General features: G+C 63.5%; 16 protein-coding genes. 4 read left to right on the forward strand and 12 right to left on the reverse strand.

What is annotated here, in order from left to right:
• The 7 genes from EN943_RS26385 to EN943_RS38480 all read right to left on the reverse strand — a co-directional run.
• Nucleotides 1–135 (reverse strand): cytochrome c maturation protein CcmE (locus tag EN943_RS26385; RefSeq protein WP_206522808.1); only part of this gene is annotated, 135 nt, incomplete at its 3' end.
• 8 nt (nucleotides 136–143) lie between these two features.
• Entirely contained in the window at nucleotides 144–1,280 is a 1,137-nt protein-coding gene (gene ccmI, locus EN943_RS26390; protein ID WP_127415230.1) for a c-type cytochrome biogenesis protein CcmI, read from the reverse strand.
• 93 nt (nucleotides 1,281–1,373) lie between these two features.
• Nucleotides 1,374–1,811 (reverse strand): hypothetical protein, encoded by a 438-nt coding sequence (locus EN943_RS26395; RefSeq protein WP_127415231.1) that lies wholly within the window; start codon nucleotides 1,809–1,811, stop codon nucleotides 1,374–1,376.
• Between the two features lie 184 nt (nucleotides 1,812–1,995).
• Nucleotides 1,996–3,429 (reverse strand): ATP-binding protein, encoded by a 1,434-nt coding sequence (locus tag EN943_RS26400; protein WP_127415232.1) that lies wholly within the window; start codon nucleotides 3,427–3,429, stop codon nucleotides 1,996–1,998.
• Entirely contained in the window at nucleotides 3,413–4,078 is a 666-nt protein-coding gene (locus EN943_RS26405) for a response regulator transcription factor (RefSeq protein ID WP_013532639.1), read from the reverse strand. Before EN943_RS26405 ends, EN943_RS26400 begins: the two co-directional genes overlap by 17 nt.
• A 118-nt stretch (nucleotides 4,079–4,196) precedes the next feature.
• Nucleotides 4,197–4,499, reverse strand: a complete 303-nt coding sequence (locus EN943_RS26410; protein ID WP_013532640.1) for a hypothetical protein — start codon at nucleotides 4,497–4,499, stop codon at nucleotides 4,197–4,199.
• Nucleotides 4,500–4,674: 175 nt separating this feature from the next.
• A complete protein-coding gene (locus tag EN943_RS38480) occupies nucleotides 4,675–5,331 on the reverse strand; it encodes a DUF3168 domain-containing protein (protein WP_245475977.1) in 657 nt (218 codons plus the stop codon).
• A gap of 22 nt (nucleotides 5,332–5,353) precedes the next feature.
• Between EN943_RS38480 and EN943_RS26420 the strand changes: the two genes are divergently transcribed.
• On the forward strand, nucleotides 5,354–6,142 hold the full coding sequence (locus EN943_RS26420; RefSeq protein WP_127415233.1) for a fumarylacetoacetate hydrolase family protein: 789 nt from the start codon (nucleotides 5,354–5,356) through the stop codon (nucleotides 6,140–6,142).
• Here the strand turns inward: EN943_RS26420 and EN943_RS26425 are convergent.
• The 5 genes from EN943_RS26425 to EN943_RS26445 form a co-directional block, all read right to left on the reverse strand.
• A complete protein-coding gene (locus EN943_RS26425; RefSeq protein WP_127415234.1) occupies nucleotides 6,139–6,942 on the reverse strand; it encodes an ABC transporter permease in 804 nt (267 codons plus the stop codon). The two genes, EN943_RS26420 and EN943_RS26425, sit on opposite strands and share 4 nt — an antisense overlap.
• A complete protein-coding gene (locus EN943_RS26430) occupies nucleotides 6,942–7,775 on the reverse strand; it encodes an ABC transporter permease (protein WP_127415235.1) in 834 nt (277 codons plus the stop codon). The genes EN943_RS26425 and EN943_RS26430 overlap by 1 nt, the downstream gene beginning before the upstream one ends.
• Nucleotides 7,776–7,800: 25 nt before the next feature.
• Nucleotides 7,801–8,916 (reverse strand): ABC transporter substrate-binding protein, encoded by a 1,116-nt coding sequence (locus EN943_RS26435; RefSeq protein ID WP_127415236.1) that lies wholly within the window; start codon nucleotides 8,914–8,916, stop codon nucleotides 7,801–7,803.
• A 68-nt stretch (nucleotides 8,917–8,984) separates the two neighbouring features.
• On the reverse strand, nucleotides 8,985–10,079 hold the full coding sequence (locus EN943_RS26440) for an ABC transporter ATP-binding protein (protein ID WP_127415237.1): 1,095 nt from the start codon (nucleotides 10,077–10,079) through the stop codon (nucleotides 8,985–8,987).
• 120 nt (nucleotides 10,080–10,199) lie between these two features.
• Nucleotides 10,200–11,096 (reverse strand): LysR substrate-binding domain-containing protein, encoded by an 897-nt coding sequence (locus EN943_RS26445; protein ID WP_127415238.1) that lies wholly within the window; start codon nucleotides 11,094–11,096, stop codon nucleotides 10,200–10,202.
• An 84-nt stretch (nucleotides 11,097–11,180) separates the two neighbouring features.
• Between EN943_RS26445 and EN943_RS26450 the strand changes: the two genes are divergently transcribed.
• The 3 genes from EN943_RS26450 to EN943_RS26460 form a co-directional block, all read left to right on the forward strand.
• Complete coding sequence (locus tag EN943_RS26450; RefSeq protein WP_164778378.1) at nucleotides 11,181–12,800, forward strand: amidohydrolase; 1,620 nt, start codon at nucleotides 11,181–11,183, stop codon at nucleotides 12,798–12,800.
• Nucleotides 12,797–13,729, forward strand: a complete 933-nt coding sequence (locus EN943_RS26455) for a dimethylarginine dimethylaminohydrolase family protein (RefSeq protein ID WP_013532649.1) — start codon at nucleotides 12,797–12,799, stop codon at nucleotides 13,727–13,729. The genes EN943_RS26450 and EN943_RS26455 overlap by 4 nt, the downstream gene beginning before the upstream one ends.
• Before the next feature lie 169 nt (nucleotides 13,730–13,898).
• The coding region (locus EN943_RS26460) for an FAD-binding oxidoreductase (RefSeq protein WP_164778379.1) at nucleotides 13,899–14,708 on the forward strand (810 nt) is incomplete at its 3' end.

Consider the following 14,708-nt stretch of genomic DNA (forward strand, 5'->3'; position numbering starts at 1 on the left):
GGCGGTGGTGAGATCGGCCGGCATGTAGAAATAGGAGGCCTTCTGGCCAAGCGCGTAAAAAGTCAGCCCGGTCGCGGCACCCAAGAAGACCAGCCCGCCCGCGATCACCGACAATCGTTTCTGCTTGCGCGTCATGTCTTGTTCTACTCCGTCGCGGCAAGCCCAAGCGAAGCGGCAAAGGCGGTGAATTTCTTCGCCTGGTCACTGTCGGCTCCAAAGACGGCAATGGCGCGACCGAGCGCCTCACGCGCCTGATCGGCCTTGCCAAGCACGACATAGGAACGAACGAGCCGCATCCATCCTTCCGGGTCACGCGGATTTTGTCGCAGTTTGTCGTCGAGGCCGGCAACCATGGTGTTGATCATGGTCTCCCGATCCTGCGGCGACATCGAGGATGCGGCGTCGACATCGCCGGCATCGGGACCGTTGGTGGCGCCGGAAGCGACGTCGGAGCCTCCGGATTTGGCGAGCGCCTGCTCGACGGCACCGCGCCATGGCGAGTCCGGCGGCAATCTGACCAGCATCGCCTGCCATGCCGTGGTTGCTTCCTTGGCGCGACCCTCCTGCGCCAACGCCATGGCCAGGTAGAAACTGGCCTTCGCATTGGCCGGATCGAGCTTCAGGGCTGCCTCGAAAGCATCCTGGGCATCGGCCGAGACAATGCCGCCTGCCGCGCTGGCGATCGCCTCGCCGAGACCGGCTTGGCGAACGGCGCTGTCGCCATCGAGCCGAATGGCGTTGCGATAGGCTCCAGCCGCGTCGGAAAAGCGCTGCATGCGCAGATAGACCGGTGCGAGCACGTCCCAGCCCCTGCCGTCGGCAGGATTGGCGGCCAGATGGGCTTCGGCCCGCGCCACCAGTTCGTCGACCGAACTGTCAGCTGGATTCTTGGCCAACCGCTCGCTGAGCGGCTGCGAGGGCAGGTCGGGAGAGCCAAGCTTGACATAGAGTCCCCAACTGACCAGCGGCACCGCCAGCACGGCTACGGTTGCCACCAGCCTTGCCGTGACCGACGCTCGGCCCGCGGTTGCGCCGCTGGCGGTACCCGCATTGTCAAGGCGAAGGATGCGGCGAGCGATCTCGGCGCGGGCCTCGGCGGCTTCGGCCGGTTGGATCAAGCCACGCGCGGCGTCGCGGTCGAGTTCGGACAATTGGTCGCGATAGACTTCGAGATCATGTTCGCCGCTCGACGACGCGCCCTTGGCGCTGGCGGCCAGCGGCAGCAGCACCGCCAGGCTTGCACCCAGCGTGAGAATGGCGGCTATGACCCAGAACAGCATGGTTCTTCCAATAACGGCAGAGTTCTGCCGTGCCAACAGATGCATGCTGCGACGCTTTGACGACGCCAGCCGCCAATCATCGGCAGACGGTCGTCAGGTCAGCGGCGTCCAGCTGCCATCGGCGTTGCGGCAAGCGGTTCCGCGCGCCGTGACTCCGGCGCCGCCGGAAAACACCGTCTGCGTGTACTGGCGGCAGTCCTGCGAACCGACGCGGTAGGGCTGGGCCGGTACCACCTCGCCGTAGCGCGAAGCCTGGGCGCCCTTCCACGTCACCTTCTGGCCGCTGGTCGTATATTCCAGCGCTTTGTACTCAGCCTCGAGCGCGCTGCGCTTCTCGGTCTCGCTGAGGCCGTTGCCGATCGCCCCGCTGACGAGGCCGCCGCCCATCGCCGAAATGATCGTGGTGGTCACCTTGCCGCTGGAAGGAGGTGTCGAGGCCGGTGTCGCTGCCACGGTTGGACCCTTGCCGCTCAAGGTGGTGCAGCCGGAAACAGCCAGCAATGCGGAAACAAGAGCGACGCGAATCTTCATGCCAACAACCGGTTTTCTTGAGTTGGAGCCTGCCATGGATGCGCCGGGGGCCGCGTCATCGAGAAGTCGGCGTGGCCATAGTATTGATATTTGTCGGAAATTTGGCCGCTGGCCGCTGCGGGACCAATGGACATGCCGCCAATAACATCTCCCGTCCCTCTATGTCGATTGGCTCTGGTGAACATCACTGAAGGCTCCGCAATCGCACCACCGCCTTCAATCCGCCCATGCCGGACCGTTCGAGCGCCAGAACGCCTCCATACTCGTTGACGAGGTCTGCGACAATGGCCAGCCCCAGACCTGTTCCCGGCTTCGTCTCGTCCAGACGCCGTCCGCGCTTCAGCGCCTCGCGCGCCTTGTCCTCGGGAATGCCCGGGCCGTCATCCTCGATGCTGATCTCGAACAGGCTGGCCGGATCGTCCTTGCCGGTCAAGGGCACGACCGAGACCAACACCGAACTCTTTGCCCATTTCATCGCGTTTTCGAGAAGATTGCCCAGCAATTCCTCAAGGTCCTCGCGCTCGCCGGCGAAGACGATCTCGGCCGCCGGCAGCGACAGCGACAGGTTTGTCTGCGGATTGAGCTTCCGCAGGACCCGCACCATGCGCTGCACCAGCGGCATCACCGGCGTGCGGTAGACGACGCTATCGCGTTGTGCCGCGACGCGGGCGCGCTGGAGATAGTGTTCGACCTGCTTCTGCATGGAAGCGGCCTGCTCGGCGATCAGCTGCCCCTTGGCGCCGCCGAGCGCGCGGCCCTCGTTGAGCAGTACCGCCAGCGGCGTCTTCAGCGAATGGGCGAGATTGCCGACCTGCGTTCGCGACCGCTCGACGATGCGCCTGTTGTTTTCGATCAACGCGTTGGTTTCGTTGGCAAGCGGTTCGATCTCGGCCGGGAAGCGGCCGTCGAGCCTCTGGGCGGTGCCTTCGCGCACCATGGCGAGCGCGTTCCTGACCCGGCGCAGCGGCTGCAGGCCGAGCAGGATGGCGATCGCGTTGATGGCGATCATGCCGACGCCGAACAGGCTGAGATAGGTCAGCAGGCGGCGCTGGAAGGTAGCGATTTCCTGTTCGAGTTCGCTCTGGTTGCCCATGACGCGGAAACGCGCGGCCCGGTTCTTGGCGTCGAGAACGAATTCGCTCTCGAACACTTCGAGTTGCTCGCCGTCGATGCCTTTGGCCGCGTAGCTGCGCTGGAAGCTGGCGTTGAAAGGCACCTCGGCAACGCTCGGTGACGGGATCGTCGTTGTCATCGACGACGAGTGGAGATCGCCATGCACGCCTTCCGAAGCGGGCTCAACCGACCAGTACCAGCCCGAATTCGGCTCCGAGAACCGAAGGTCGCCGAGGTCTGGCGCGCCAGTCAGCGCACCCGTGTCGGAGATGCCGATCGAACCGATCAGGTTGAACAGATGCGCCGAAAGCAGGCTGTCGAAGCCGCGCTCGCTGGCCTGGCGGTATAGGGTGGTGATCAAGGTGAAGATGACAACGAGCGTCACGATCGCCCAGACCGTGGAAAAGGCGATGACGCGGAACGTCAGCGAACGCGGCCACAAACGCAGCGAAAGCGGCGTCCTTGCGGTTGGTTTGAGCGGTTCCGAGTTACGCCTCCGGCTCACGCATGCGGTAGCCCATGCCGCGCACGGTTTCGATCATGTCGATGCCCATCTTCTTGCGCAGCCGCCCGACAAACACCTCGATGGTGTTGGAATCGCGGTCGAAATCCTGATCGTAGAGATGCTCGACCAGTTCGGTCCGCGAGACGACCTCGCCCATATGGTGCATCAGATAGGCAAGCAGGCGGAATTCGTGCGACGTCAGCTTAAGCGGTACACCGCCGACATCGGCCTTGGAGGCCTTGGTGTCGAGGCGCAGCGGTCCGCAGGTCAGTTCGGACGAGGCATGGCCGGCAGCCCGCCGGATCAGGGCCCGCAGCCTCGCCAGCACCTCCTCGATGTGGAACGGCTTGGTGACGTAGTCATCGGCGCCGGCATCGATGCCGGAGACCTTGTCGCTCCAGCGGTCGCGGGCCGTCAGGATCAGCACCGGCATCTTGCGGCCGCCGCGCCGCCAGCGCTCGACCACGCTGATGCCGTCCATCTGCGGCAGGCCGATATCGAGCACGACGGCGTCGTAGGGCTCGGTGTCGCCGAGGAAATGGCCTTCCTCGCCGTCGAAGGCGCGGTCGACGACATAGCCGGCATCGACCAGCGCATCCGATATCTGCCGATTGAGATCCTTGTCATCTTCGACGACGAGTACACGCATGCGGAGTTCGATACCTGTTGAAGAGCTCGTCAGATTGAAGAGCTTTGTCAGATTGAAGACTGGGGCAGATATAGGCCGATTCCGGCGGCCTGGGAAACGTAGCCTAAGGTTGATTGGATCAGTTCAGCGGAACGACGATTTCGGAACGGCGCGGACGTTGTCCGTCCTTGCCCGGAACGAGCACGACGATGACACAGACAGGCTGACCGCCGCGCGTCGATTGCGAGGCCTTGGCCAACGTTCCGCCATTCTGCTCCGCCACCTGTTGGCCGATGGCGTAGCAATCGGACGCCGCCAGTACGATCGGACTGGCCAGGTCGGGCGGCGCGATGACCGGCATCGCCATCGCCTGCGACGCGAACAGCCCGGCAGCACAAAGCGCCAGTGTCGCGGTTCGGAAGTGGGAGCGAAGCGTTTTCATGACCGGCGTTGTAACGCATCGGTGCTGAACGTGAAATGAACGGTGAACGCCGCTGAAAACATCCTCGCCACACCCCTGCAACGCGAGACAGTCAACCTGGAATTTCACCGCCTCGAACAGGTGAAATCCCGCGAAAGTCCAGTCTAGACTCCGTTTTGGCCATATTGAAAGCGCATCAGGCATTTTCCTGCGTCATCGCACGAAAACGCAGCAGCCCGTGATGCACGAGCAGATCCTCGTCATGGCGCGCTTCGGCAAACTCCAGCGTCAGTCGTGTCTGGCCGCGAGGGCCGATCACCAATGCTGCGTCGGCAAGGCGCGCCTGGATGGCGGCCATGATGGCTAGCGTTTCGGCGTCGCCATGGGCTTTCGACCAGACATGCAGCGTAATCAACTGATCATCGGTGTTCTCGATGCCCGTATCCCAGTCAAAAGCGGAGGTATGGCCGCAGGTCACGTACGGAAAAGCGGCATTGTCGGCTGGCCGTTCGAGCAATCCGGCGCCACCGAGCAGCGCCGACAGCGATGGATCGCTTTTCAGTCTGAGAAACAGTGCCTGCTGTAAATCGCCTGGCGCGGTCATCGTCTTTCCTCCAGTTCTTGCGCTGCCGATTATTGCTTTTCGGAAGCTGTCCGCGTTCTGCATGTTTTGACAGATATAGCCATTCGACGCGCGGAGGCGATGGCGATTCGTCATCGGAATGATGGATGCCGATGATCTGGAAAGGGCGACTTTGCCTACACCATCGTCCGCGGGAGCCGCGCCGTGAACATGGACTCTCGATTCCTGGTCACATATTCTCGCTCCATGCAGCGTCGCATGACGATCCACGAAGCAATTTCGGAAGCTGATGATGCTCGATGCAGAAAAGACCAGGGCTGCGTCGCGGTTGTTGGTAGGCCACTGGGACAAGGGCACCCGTCTCGACGCCATACCTGAGGCGTTGCGCCCACAAACACGGCTCGAAGGTTACGCCATCCAGTCGCATGTCATGGATCGCTCGGTGGCCCCACTTTTCGGCTGGAAGATTGCCGCGACCAGTCTCGCCGGACAAAGGCACATCAACGTCGACGGCCCGATGGCCGGACGTCTCCTGGCCGAGAAAGCGGTGGAGGTCGGCGGGATCGTTTCCCTGGCGACGAGCAACATGCGCGTGGCCGAGATCGAGTTCGCTTTCCGCTTCGGCCGCGAGCTGCCGCCTCGTCCGGCACCCTATGAAATCGCCGAGGTGATGGAAGCCGTGGCGACCTTGCACCCGGCGATCGAAATCCCCGACTCACGGTATGACGATTTCTGCGCCGTTGGGGCGCCGCAGCTCATAGCGGACAACGCCTGCGCCAATCTGTTTGTCATCGGCGAGGCCGTGGAAAACGATTGGCGCGACGTGAATCTCGCAAAACACCCGGTGGTCGCTTTCGTTTCCGGAAAGTCGCAACATGACGGATCGGGAGCGGCCGTGTTGGGCGATCCTCGCATCGCGCTTACCTGGATCGTCAATGAACTATCGGGGCTGGGCATAACACTGCAGCCGGGACAGGTGGTGATTACAGGCACCTGCGTGACGCCGATAGACGTCGAGGCCGGTGACGAAGTCATTGGCGATTTGGGCAGGTTCGGCAGCATCTCCGTGCGGTTTGTCTAGGCTCCGCGCTGCCTGGCCACGAAACTGCGCACCGCCAGCACCAGCACGGTGATGATGATCAGGATCACCGAAAGCGCAGCAATCGCCGGATCGATGTTGTCGCGCAGGCCCATCCACATAAGTCTGGGCAGCGTGATGGCGTTGACCGAGGTAATGAACAAAGTGACGCCGATTTCTTCCCAGGACAGCACGAAGGAGAGCAGTGCGGCGGTGACGATGCCGAATTTGATGTTGGGCATGATGATGCGGGTGGCGCGTTCCCAGACCGTGGCGCCAAGACCGCGCGCGGCGAGGTCAATGCGGCGATCGAGCTGGCTGAGCGAGACCAGCATCAGCACCGTGGCGAAGGGCACCGTCATCACCGAATGGGCCATGGCGACGCCGAGCCAGGTGTCATAGCCGAAGAACGTGCTGAAGCTCGAGATCGAGGTCAAAAGGAAGTAGAGCGTGATCGCCGAGACCACCGGCGGCACCACCATCGGCAGCAGCACGAAGCCGACCAGGGCCGCGGTGAAGCGCGGCTGGAACATCCAGACGCCGAGGCTGAAGCACAGCGCGAGCACGGTTGAAAACGCGCTGCTGACGACACCGATGCGGATCGAGAGCAGGATCGATTGGAGCCAGCGCGGGTCCTCGACCAGCGCCCGGTAGTGGCGCAGCGACAGTTCGCCCGACGGCATCGCCAGCATGCGGCTCGGCGTCAGCGACACCGGGATGACCGCGAGCAGAGGCAGCAGCAGGAACAGCGCCACGAAGGCGGCGATGATCAGCGAGACGGGACCGGGGCGATAGGTCGGCATCAGATCAACTGCTTCGGTCTGACATAACGGAACAAGAGCGCCATTAGCGCACCGACGAACAGCACCAGCACGACGCTGATCGCCGCCCCCAGCCCCCAATCCGGGCTCTGAAAGATCCGGAGATAGATCAGCTCGGCAATCATGACGCTGCGGCCGCCGCCGAGGATCGCCGGCGTGACGAAGAAGCCGAGCGAGAAGACGAACACGATCATCGCCGCGCCGATGATGCCGGAGCGCGTCATCGGCACGAACACCGTCCAGAAGGTGCGCATGCGGCTGGAGCCGAGCCCGCGCGCGGCCAGGAGCACGCGGTCGTCGAGGCTGCGCATGGCCGATGCCAGCGGGAAGACGGCGAAAGGAATGAGGAAATGCGTCATACCGACGATGACGCCGAATTCGTTGCGCACCAACGCCAGCGGTTCGGAAATGAAGCCGATCGCCTGCAGCCAGGTGTTGATCAGGCCGCGGTTGGAGAGCAGCGCCACCCAGCCGAAGGCACGGGTCAGCACGGAAATCCAGAAGGGAACGAGAATGCAGAACTCGGCGACCAGGCGCTGTGCCGGGGTTCCACGCACCCAGACGACGGTGATGGCGTAGGCAGCGGCCACCGAAACCACGGTGACGACCGCCGCGATGCGCAGCGTGCGGATGAACACCGACTGCACGAGATCGTCGGTGAGCAGCGCCTCATACTGGCCGAGGCCGGGCGTCGGCAGCGTGAAGCTCCATTTGACGACGCCGAGGAACGGCCAGGCATAGGCCAGGACGAGAAACAGGAGCAGCGGCGCCATCAACAGCGCCGCGCCCATCCTGTCGGAGAGATAGGATCTCATGTCGACCCGATTACCCCTGCCCTGATCAGGCCGAGATGATCTTGGTGTATTCGTCGAGCGCCGGCCCGTAATTCTTGGCGTACCAGTCCATGTCGAGCGCGATCTGCTTCTTCATGTTCTCGGGATCGACCGGGTTGACGCGCTTCTTGTCGGCCGGGATCAGCGCGTCTGCCGCCGGGTTTGCAGGACCTTGGCCGAGCTTGTCGAACATGACCAGCTGCTTTTCAGGGTCCTGGGCACTGGCGATGAACTTCATCGCCGCGTCCTTGCCGCCGGGGTTGTTCTTGAGCACGGCCAGCGCACCGGGCGAGATCAGGCCCTGGTCCCAGATGAACTTGATCTTGCCGCCGGAATCCTGCTCGATCAGTGAAGCGCGGGTCGACCAGACGATCGCCATCGAGGCCTCGCCATTGAGCAGCACGCTCTGGCTTTCGGCGCCGCCGCCCCAATAGGCAACGACATTTTCCTTGAAGGCGGCGATCTTGTCATGCGCGCGCTTGAGATCGAGCGGGTAGAGTGACGCCGGCGCGATGCCGTCGGCCAGAAGTGCTGCTTCCCAGCTCGACACGCCCCATTTGTAGAGCGAGCGCTTGCCGGGGAATTTCTTCACGTCAAAGAAATCGGCCATGCCGGTCGGCGCGTCCTTGCCGTACTTCTCGGAATCATAGGCGATGACATAGGAGAAGAAATAGGTCGAGGCGGCGTATTCCCAACCAAAGCCGGGCCGCATCTTCTTCTTGTCGACGATCGCATAGTCGATCGGTTCGAGAGCGCCTTGGGCGCCAAGCGTGATGGCCGAGAACGGGTCTACGTCGACGAGATCCCAGGTCGGCGCGCCGCTTTTGAACTGCGCGGCGATGGCACCTTCGGTCGGACCCGAACCGTCCATCTTGACGGTGATTCCGGTGTCCTTGGTGAAGGCCTGGCCATAGGCGGCATCATAGGCGGTGATGGCATCGCCACCCCAGTTGACCAGCACCAGTTCCTTGGCCTGCGCAAAGGCACCTGTCGAGCGTAGCAGCATCGGTGTGCCGGCGAGCACGAGTGCCGCCAGCTGTGTGAACTGCCGGCGCGAAATCTCGCCGCGCTCTGCCCTGGTGGACAGGCTCTCGATGGCTTGTTTTTTTGTGTCATGTGTCATGTCAGTTCCCCTTTTTTGTTGTTGATAGTGCCGGAAAGCGGTGGTGCGATATCTCGCCACACCGCTCGTCATTGCCCTCCATGCGGAAGGAGGAAACCCTTTTCCGCCGGCCAGGTGAGCCAGACGGAATTGCCCTTGCTCAAGGCCGCGGCCGCCACCTCGTTCGGCACCGAGACCGTGACCTTGGCGCCTTGCCGCGTCGTCAGGTCGAGCCGCGTTGCAGCACCCAGATAGGTGGAGTTGGTGGCGGTAGCGGCGATGCCATTCTCACCATCTGCCGCCTCGCCCGATATCGACATGTATTCCGGTCGAATCGCCAGGATTGCATCGCCACGTACCAGCTCGGCCTTGCAGCCCATGCTGATCGTGCGGTCCTCGCACAGGCCCGTCGAGCCGTTGCCGGCGGGCTTGACACCCTTCAGCGGCAGCATGTTGATCTCGCCGAGGAACTCGGCGACGAAGCGGTTGTCCGGCCGGTCGTAGACCTCGTCGGGCGCTCCGACCTGCAGCAGTTTGCCGTGGTTAAAGATAGCAACGCGAGACGACAGCGCCAGCGCCTCGCTCTGATCATGGGTGACGAAGACGAAGGTGGTGCCGGTCTCCTGGTGCAGCCGCTTCATTTCGGCCTGCATCTGGCCACGCAGGCCTTTGTCGAGCGCCGAGAACGGCTCATCGAGCAACAGCACGCCCGGTTCGAACACCAGCGCACGGGCCAGCGCCACACGCTGCTGCTGGCCGCCCGACAGCTGCGCCGGCAGTTTTTTCTCGTGGCCCTTGAGGCCGACGCGCTCGATCATCTCGCCGACACGGCGCTTGATGTCGGCGGCCGATTTCTTGCGCACCTTGAGTGGGAAGGCGATGTTGGCTTCGACGCTCATATGCGGGAACAGCGCGTAGCCCTGGAACACCATGCCGGCGGCACGTTGCTCAGCCGGCCGGTCGGTGATGTCGACGCCGTCGCTGAACAGCTTGCCTTCGGTCGGCTGCACGAAGCCGGCAAGAATCATCAGGAAGGTGGTCTTGCCCGAACCGGACGGCCCGAGCAGGGTCAGGAACTCGCCACGGCCGATATCGAGCGACAGATTGTCCAGCGCACGGAACGAGCCGAAGCTCTTGCCGATCCCGATTGCCTTGATCTCTGCGGCACGGCCGGGTTGCTGCATACTGCCCTTTCCCTAACGCTTGTCGAAATCGTAGGCAGGGTGCCGGCTCACCGCAACCGAATAGTTTTCGCGTGATCGGCAAATTCCATTCATCTATGGCGAGATGGCGCCGCCCTGCCCTCAATACGGCAGAATGCGGTTCTCCTGGAGTTTCGACCGCAGCCATCCTGCGAACGCTTCCAGCACCGGATGCGAAGCCTTGGCGTGTTCGGAGACCAGGAAATAGGAGCGCGGCGACTTGATCGCGATGTCGAACGGCCTGACCAGCCGGCCCTCACTCAGCGCCCGCCGGCTGGTCAGTTCGTCGCCCATTGCGATGCCCTGGCCGGCAATCGCCGCCGAAAAGACGAGGTTCATGTCCGAAAAGAAGATGCCGCCCTCGATGTCCGGGTTTTCCACCTTGGACAGCGCCAGCCAGCGCGCCCAATCCTCGGTGTCACCGAGATGCAGCAGGTTGGCGCGCAGCACGTCCGACGGCCGGGAAAAACCGCCGATCTTGTTGAGCAGCGTCGGGCTGCAGAGCGGCGTGAACGAGATTTCGCAGAGCGGCTCGACCGCCCGGTTCGGCCAATTGCCGACACCAAACGCAATGAAGGCATCGGCATCGGCGTTGCTGACATCATCCAGCCGGCGCGGCGTCAGGATGCGCAGCGCCACGTCAGGATACATCTGTCGGAACTCGCCGATATGGGTGCACAAGAACAGCGAGGCGAAGCCGGGCGTGCAACTGACGGCGAACGAGCCTCCGACGCCGGTGCCGGCGTCACGCGTCACCGCATCGCCCAGAACGGTGAGCGCCTTGCGCACGTCGCTGGCGTAGCGCTGGCCGCGCGGCGTCAGCGCCACGCCCTTGCCGATGCGTTCGAGCAGGTCGAAGCCGAGGTCGCGCTCCAGCAGGCGAAGCTGATGGCTAACAGCGCTGCGGGTGAGGTGCAACTCATCGGCGGCGCGCCAGACGCTGCCATGGCGGGCGAAGCTGTCGAGCGCGCGCAGCGCTTGTGTCGATGGTATACGCAAGGAGCCTCAGGTGAACCGAATTTGCACGAACCGGGAAAACATATCACTTTTTAGCGAACCGCTTCACTGCTTTCTTCTCATGCCATGGAGAAACCGGTGGCCACCTTGGCGCAAGCAACTGCCCTTGCCTGTCTCGACGGCATCCAACCGTTGCTGTCCGCGTGGACACGCATCATCTTCGATTTCGGCGAGACCGCGTGGCGGGAGTATCAATCCGCCGCCTGGTATGTCGAGCGACTGAAACTCGAAGGCTTTTCCGTCGAAGAAGGCTCCGGCGGCATGCCGACCGCCTTCTGCGCGCATTGGACCAACGGCCCCGGCCCGACCATCGGCATGTACGCCGAATACGACGCGGTGCCGGGCAATTGCCAGGATGCCGCGACCGTCGAGCGTCCGCGCCGGGGACTTGGCAACCAGGCCGGCGGCCACACCGACCCGCATTCCGGGCTGGGCATTTCGAGCCTCGGCGGGCTGCTGGCGACCAAGGCCGCGATGCAGCGCCACGGCATACCGGGCACGCTGCGCTTCACCGGCGAGCCGGCGGAAAAGGTGCGCGGGTCAAAGCCGATCCATGCCGCCAAGGGCTATTATGACGGCCTTGCCGGCATGATCTCCTTTCATCCGTTCTACATGCTGCCGCTCTGCAACACGGCGCGCTGGGACACACATTGCGGCGCGGCCTACGCGATGATCTATCGCTTCATCTGCGACCAACCGGAGCGCTGGGCGCTGGCTGGCGGTTCTGCACCCATTCCGCAAGCACATTCGGCGGCGCGCGCCCCCGGCGCCAACGACGCATTGATGATGATGTACATGGCCTCCAAGGCCCTGCGCGATTCCATGCTGCCGCACCAGGGCGGTTGGTCGATCAGCGAGGCGATCCTGACGGCCGGCCAGGCGACCGCCGACAATCTGCCGGCGGGGCTGGCCGAGATCCAGTACATGATCCGCGTGCCGACGCTTGCAATGGCCGAGCAGGTCACCGCGGTGCTCGACCGCAATGCCGAGGCGGCAGCAGCGATGAGTGGTTGCCGCACCGAGCGGCATTGGGTGTCGAAGTCACGACCGGGACTTACCAACCATGCCATGGCCGAGATCGCCTATGAAGCGCTGTCGACCGTCGGGCCGCCGCGCTGGGACGAGGACGCCAAGGCAGTCGCGCGCGAAATACAGGTCAATGCCGGGCGCATGGCGAGCGACGAGCCGTTCATCGAAGAACTCGAGCGCCTGATCGAGCCGCAGGCGGCGGAAGCGATCCTGCGCCGCGACCTGCCGCCCTCGCAGGTTAATTCGACCTCCGACGATTATACCGACATGAGCTGGCATACGCCGACGGCACGCTTCTATGTCGCCCGCCCGGCACTGCGTTCGGAGACGGGCTATCCCTATCCGGCCTGGGTGATGAACGCGCTGGGCGGTATTTCGGCCACGATAGACCCGATGGTCATCTGCGCGTCCAAGACGATTGCGCTAGCGGCGCTCCGCCTGCTGGAAGACCAGACTGCCCGCGAAGCGGCGATGAACGAGTTCGTTACCCGCACCGGCGGCGGCATCGGCGGTTCGAACTGGATCGCGCCCCTTTGCGACTACGAGCCGCCGATCGGGTTTCGCTGGCCGGAATATGTCACCACCCCGCGTGGACGCGACTGGTGGATACCGAGCAAACAGACACCCCCAAATCACCTCACGAGGAGCATCCCATGACCGTTCACGACCGCATTGTCGCCGAGCCGTTTTCGCTGCAGCGCCGGAACCCCGCCGGCGGGACCAAGCCGCTGACCGCCTGGGGCTTCGCCAACGAGACCGACGTCCTGACCGACGTCCTGCTCGGTTCACCCAATTTCCTGCGGCATCTCTCGACCAGCTCGCTGTCGCGCAAGCATCTGCGCGAGGCGCCCTGCAACGTCCAGATCGCACAGGCACAGCACAAGGACCTGGTCGCCGCCTACGAGCATTTCGGCGTCAACATCCACTGGCACGAGCCAACGCCTGAGCTGCCGATGCAGGTCTATTCCCGCGATTCCAGCGTCATGACGCCCTACGGCGCCTTCATCACCGCCATGGCCAACTGGTGGCGGCGTGGCGAGAACTACGCCGCGATCCGCACCTACGAAAAGCTCGGCATCCCGATCTACGACATGGTCACCGCGGGCACGTTCGAGGGCGGCGACTTCAACGTCATCGAGGACGGCGTCGTGCTGATCGGCTGCGGCGGCGCCCGCACGCAGGAAGAAGGTGCGCGCCAGGTGCAGGCCTGGTTCGACAAGGAGGGTTGGGAAACCCGCATCGCCTTCATCGACGAATATTACGTCCATATCGACCTGATGGTGGTGCCGATCGCCGAAAAACTGACCGCCGTCTGCCTCGCCTGCACCGAACCCGGCATTGTCGACTGGCTGAAAGGCAAGGGCCACGAGATCATCGACGTGCCGTTCCAGGACACGATGGCGCTCGGCTGCAACTTCATGTCGCTGGGCAAGGACCGGGTGATCGCGCCGACCTCCAGCCAGTCGCTGATCGGCCAGCTCAAGGCCCGCGGTTTCGAAGTCGCGGCCGTCGACATGAGCGAGATTTCGAAGACCGGCGGCGGCATCCACTGCATGGCGCAGGCGCTGAAGCGCGAACCGGCCTGAGAAGTGGGGTAGCGACACGCCGCTTCGTTCACATTTGCATCAGCATGATCGGCATCCTGGCGGCCGAGGGTGCAAGGTCCGTGCGATACTTGCGTGATGACTAATATAAGAGCACAGTAAAAATGTTTTTTGGGAGAGGGACAGCTCATCTGTAAATCGGGAGGAAACCATGAACACCATGAGCCTCACCACGCTTGAACGCGGCAAAACGACAATCGACGCCGCAGCCCTGGAAGCATTTTCAGCACAATTGCGCGGCACGGTGCTGCGCCAAGGCGATGCCGCCTACGACGAAGCACGAACCGTCTGGAATGCCACGGTCGACCGACGGCCCGGGCTGATCGTGTGCTGCGTCGGCGCTTCCGATGTCGTCAGTGCCGTGAATTTCGCCAGGGAGAACAGGCTTCTCGTCTCCGTGCGCGGCGGCGGCCACAACATTGCCGGAAGTGCGGTCTGCAACGGTGGCCTGATGATTGATCTGTCGTTGATGAAGTCGGTGCGGGTCGATGTCGCGGCGCGGCGGGCATGGGTCGGGCCTGGCGCGACGCTTGCCGATGTCGACAAGGAAACGCAGGCCTTCGGGCTGGTGGTGCCGACCGGCATCAACTCGACCACCGGCATATCCGGCCTGACACTGGGTGGCGGCTTCGGCTGGATCACCCGCAAATTCGGCCTGACCATCGACAATCTTGCCTCCGTCGACGTGGTCACCGCCGACGGCAAACTGCTCCGGGCCAGCCAGGCCGAAAATTCGGACCTGTTCTGGGCGCTGCGCGGCGGCGGCGGCAATTTCGGCGTCGTCACGGCATTCGAGTTCCGTCTCCATGAGTTTGGACCGCAAGTGCTGGCGGGACTTGTCGTCCATCCCTTCGCCGATGCCGAAAAGGTGCTGCGGGAGTATCGCAAAGCGCTCGAGACCGCTCCTGACGAGTTGACCTGCTGGGTGGTCATGCGGCAGGCCCCGCCGCTGCCCTTCCTG

Source organism: Mesorhizobium sp. M7A.F.Ca.US.006.01.1.1, assembly GCF_003997935.1.
Lineage (GTDB): Bacteria > Pseudomonadota > Alphaproteobacteria > Rhizobiales > Rhizobiaceae > Mesorhizobium.

Excerpts from the sequence above, each read along its gene's own strand:
- ccmI (WP_127415230.1), bottom strand. The coding sequence starts at position 1,280 with ATGCTGTTCTGGGTCATAGCCGCCATTCTCACGCTGGGTGCAAGCCTG.
- EN943_RS26395 (WP_127415231.1), bottom strand. The coding sequence starts at position 1,811 with ATGAAGATTCGCGTCGCTCTTGTTTCCGCATTGCTGGCTGTTTCCGGC.
- EN943_RS26405 (WP_013532639.1), bottom strand. The coding sequence starts at position 4,078 with ATGCGTGTACTCGTCGTCGAAGATGACAAGGATCTCAATCGGCAGATA.
- EN943_RS26410 (WP_013532640.1), bottom strand. The coding sequence starts at position 4,499 with ATGAAAACGCTTCGCTCCCACTTCCGAACCGCGACACTGGCGCTTTGT.
- EN943_RS26420 (WP_127415233.1), top strand. The coding sequence starts at position 5,354 with ATGCTCGATGCAGAAAAGACCAGGGCTGCGTCGCGGTTGTTGGTAGGC.
- EN943_RS26425 (WP_127415234.1), bottom strand. The coding sequence starts at position 6,942 with ATGCCGACCTATCGCCCCGGTCCCGTCTCGCTGATCATCGCCGCCTTC.
- EN943_RS26430 (WP_127415235.1), bottom strand. The coding sequence starts at position 7,775 with ATGAGATCCTATCTCTCCGACAGGATGGGCGCGGCGCTGTTGATGGCG.
- EN943_RS26435 (WP_127415236.1), bottom strand. The coding sequence starts at position 8,916 with ATGACACATGACACAAAAAAACAAGCCATCGAGAGCCTGTCCACCAGG.
- EN943_RS26440 (WP_127415237.1), bottom strand. The coding sequence starts at position 10,079 with ATGCAGCAACCCGGCCGTGCCGCAGAGATCAAGGCAATCGGGATCGGC.
- EN943_RS26450 (WP_164778378.1), top strand. The coding sequence starts at position 11,181 with ATGGAGAAACCGGTGGCCACCTTGGCGCAAGCAACTGCCCTTGCCTGT.
- EN943_RS26455 (WP_013532649.1), top strand. The coding sequence starts at position 12,797 with ATGACCGTTCACGACCGCATTGTCGCCGAGCCGTTTTCGCTGCAGCGC.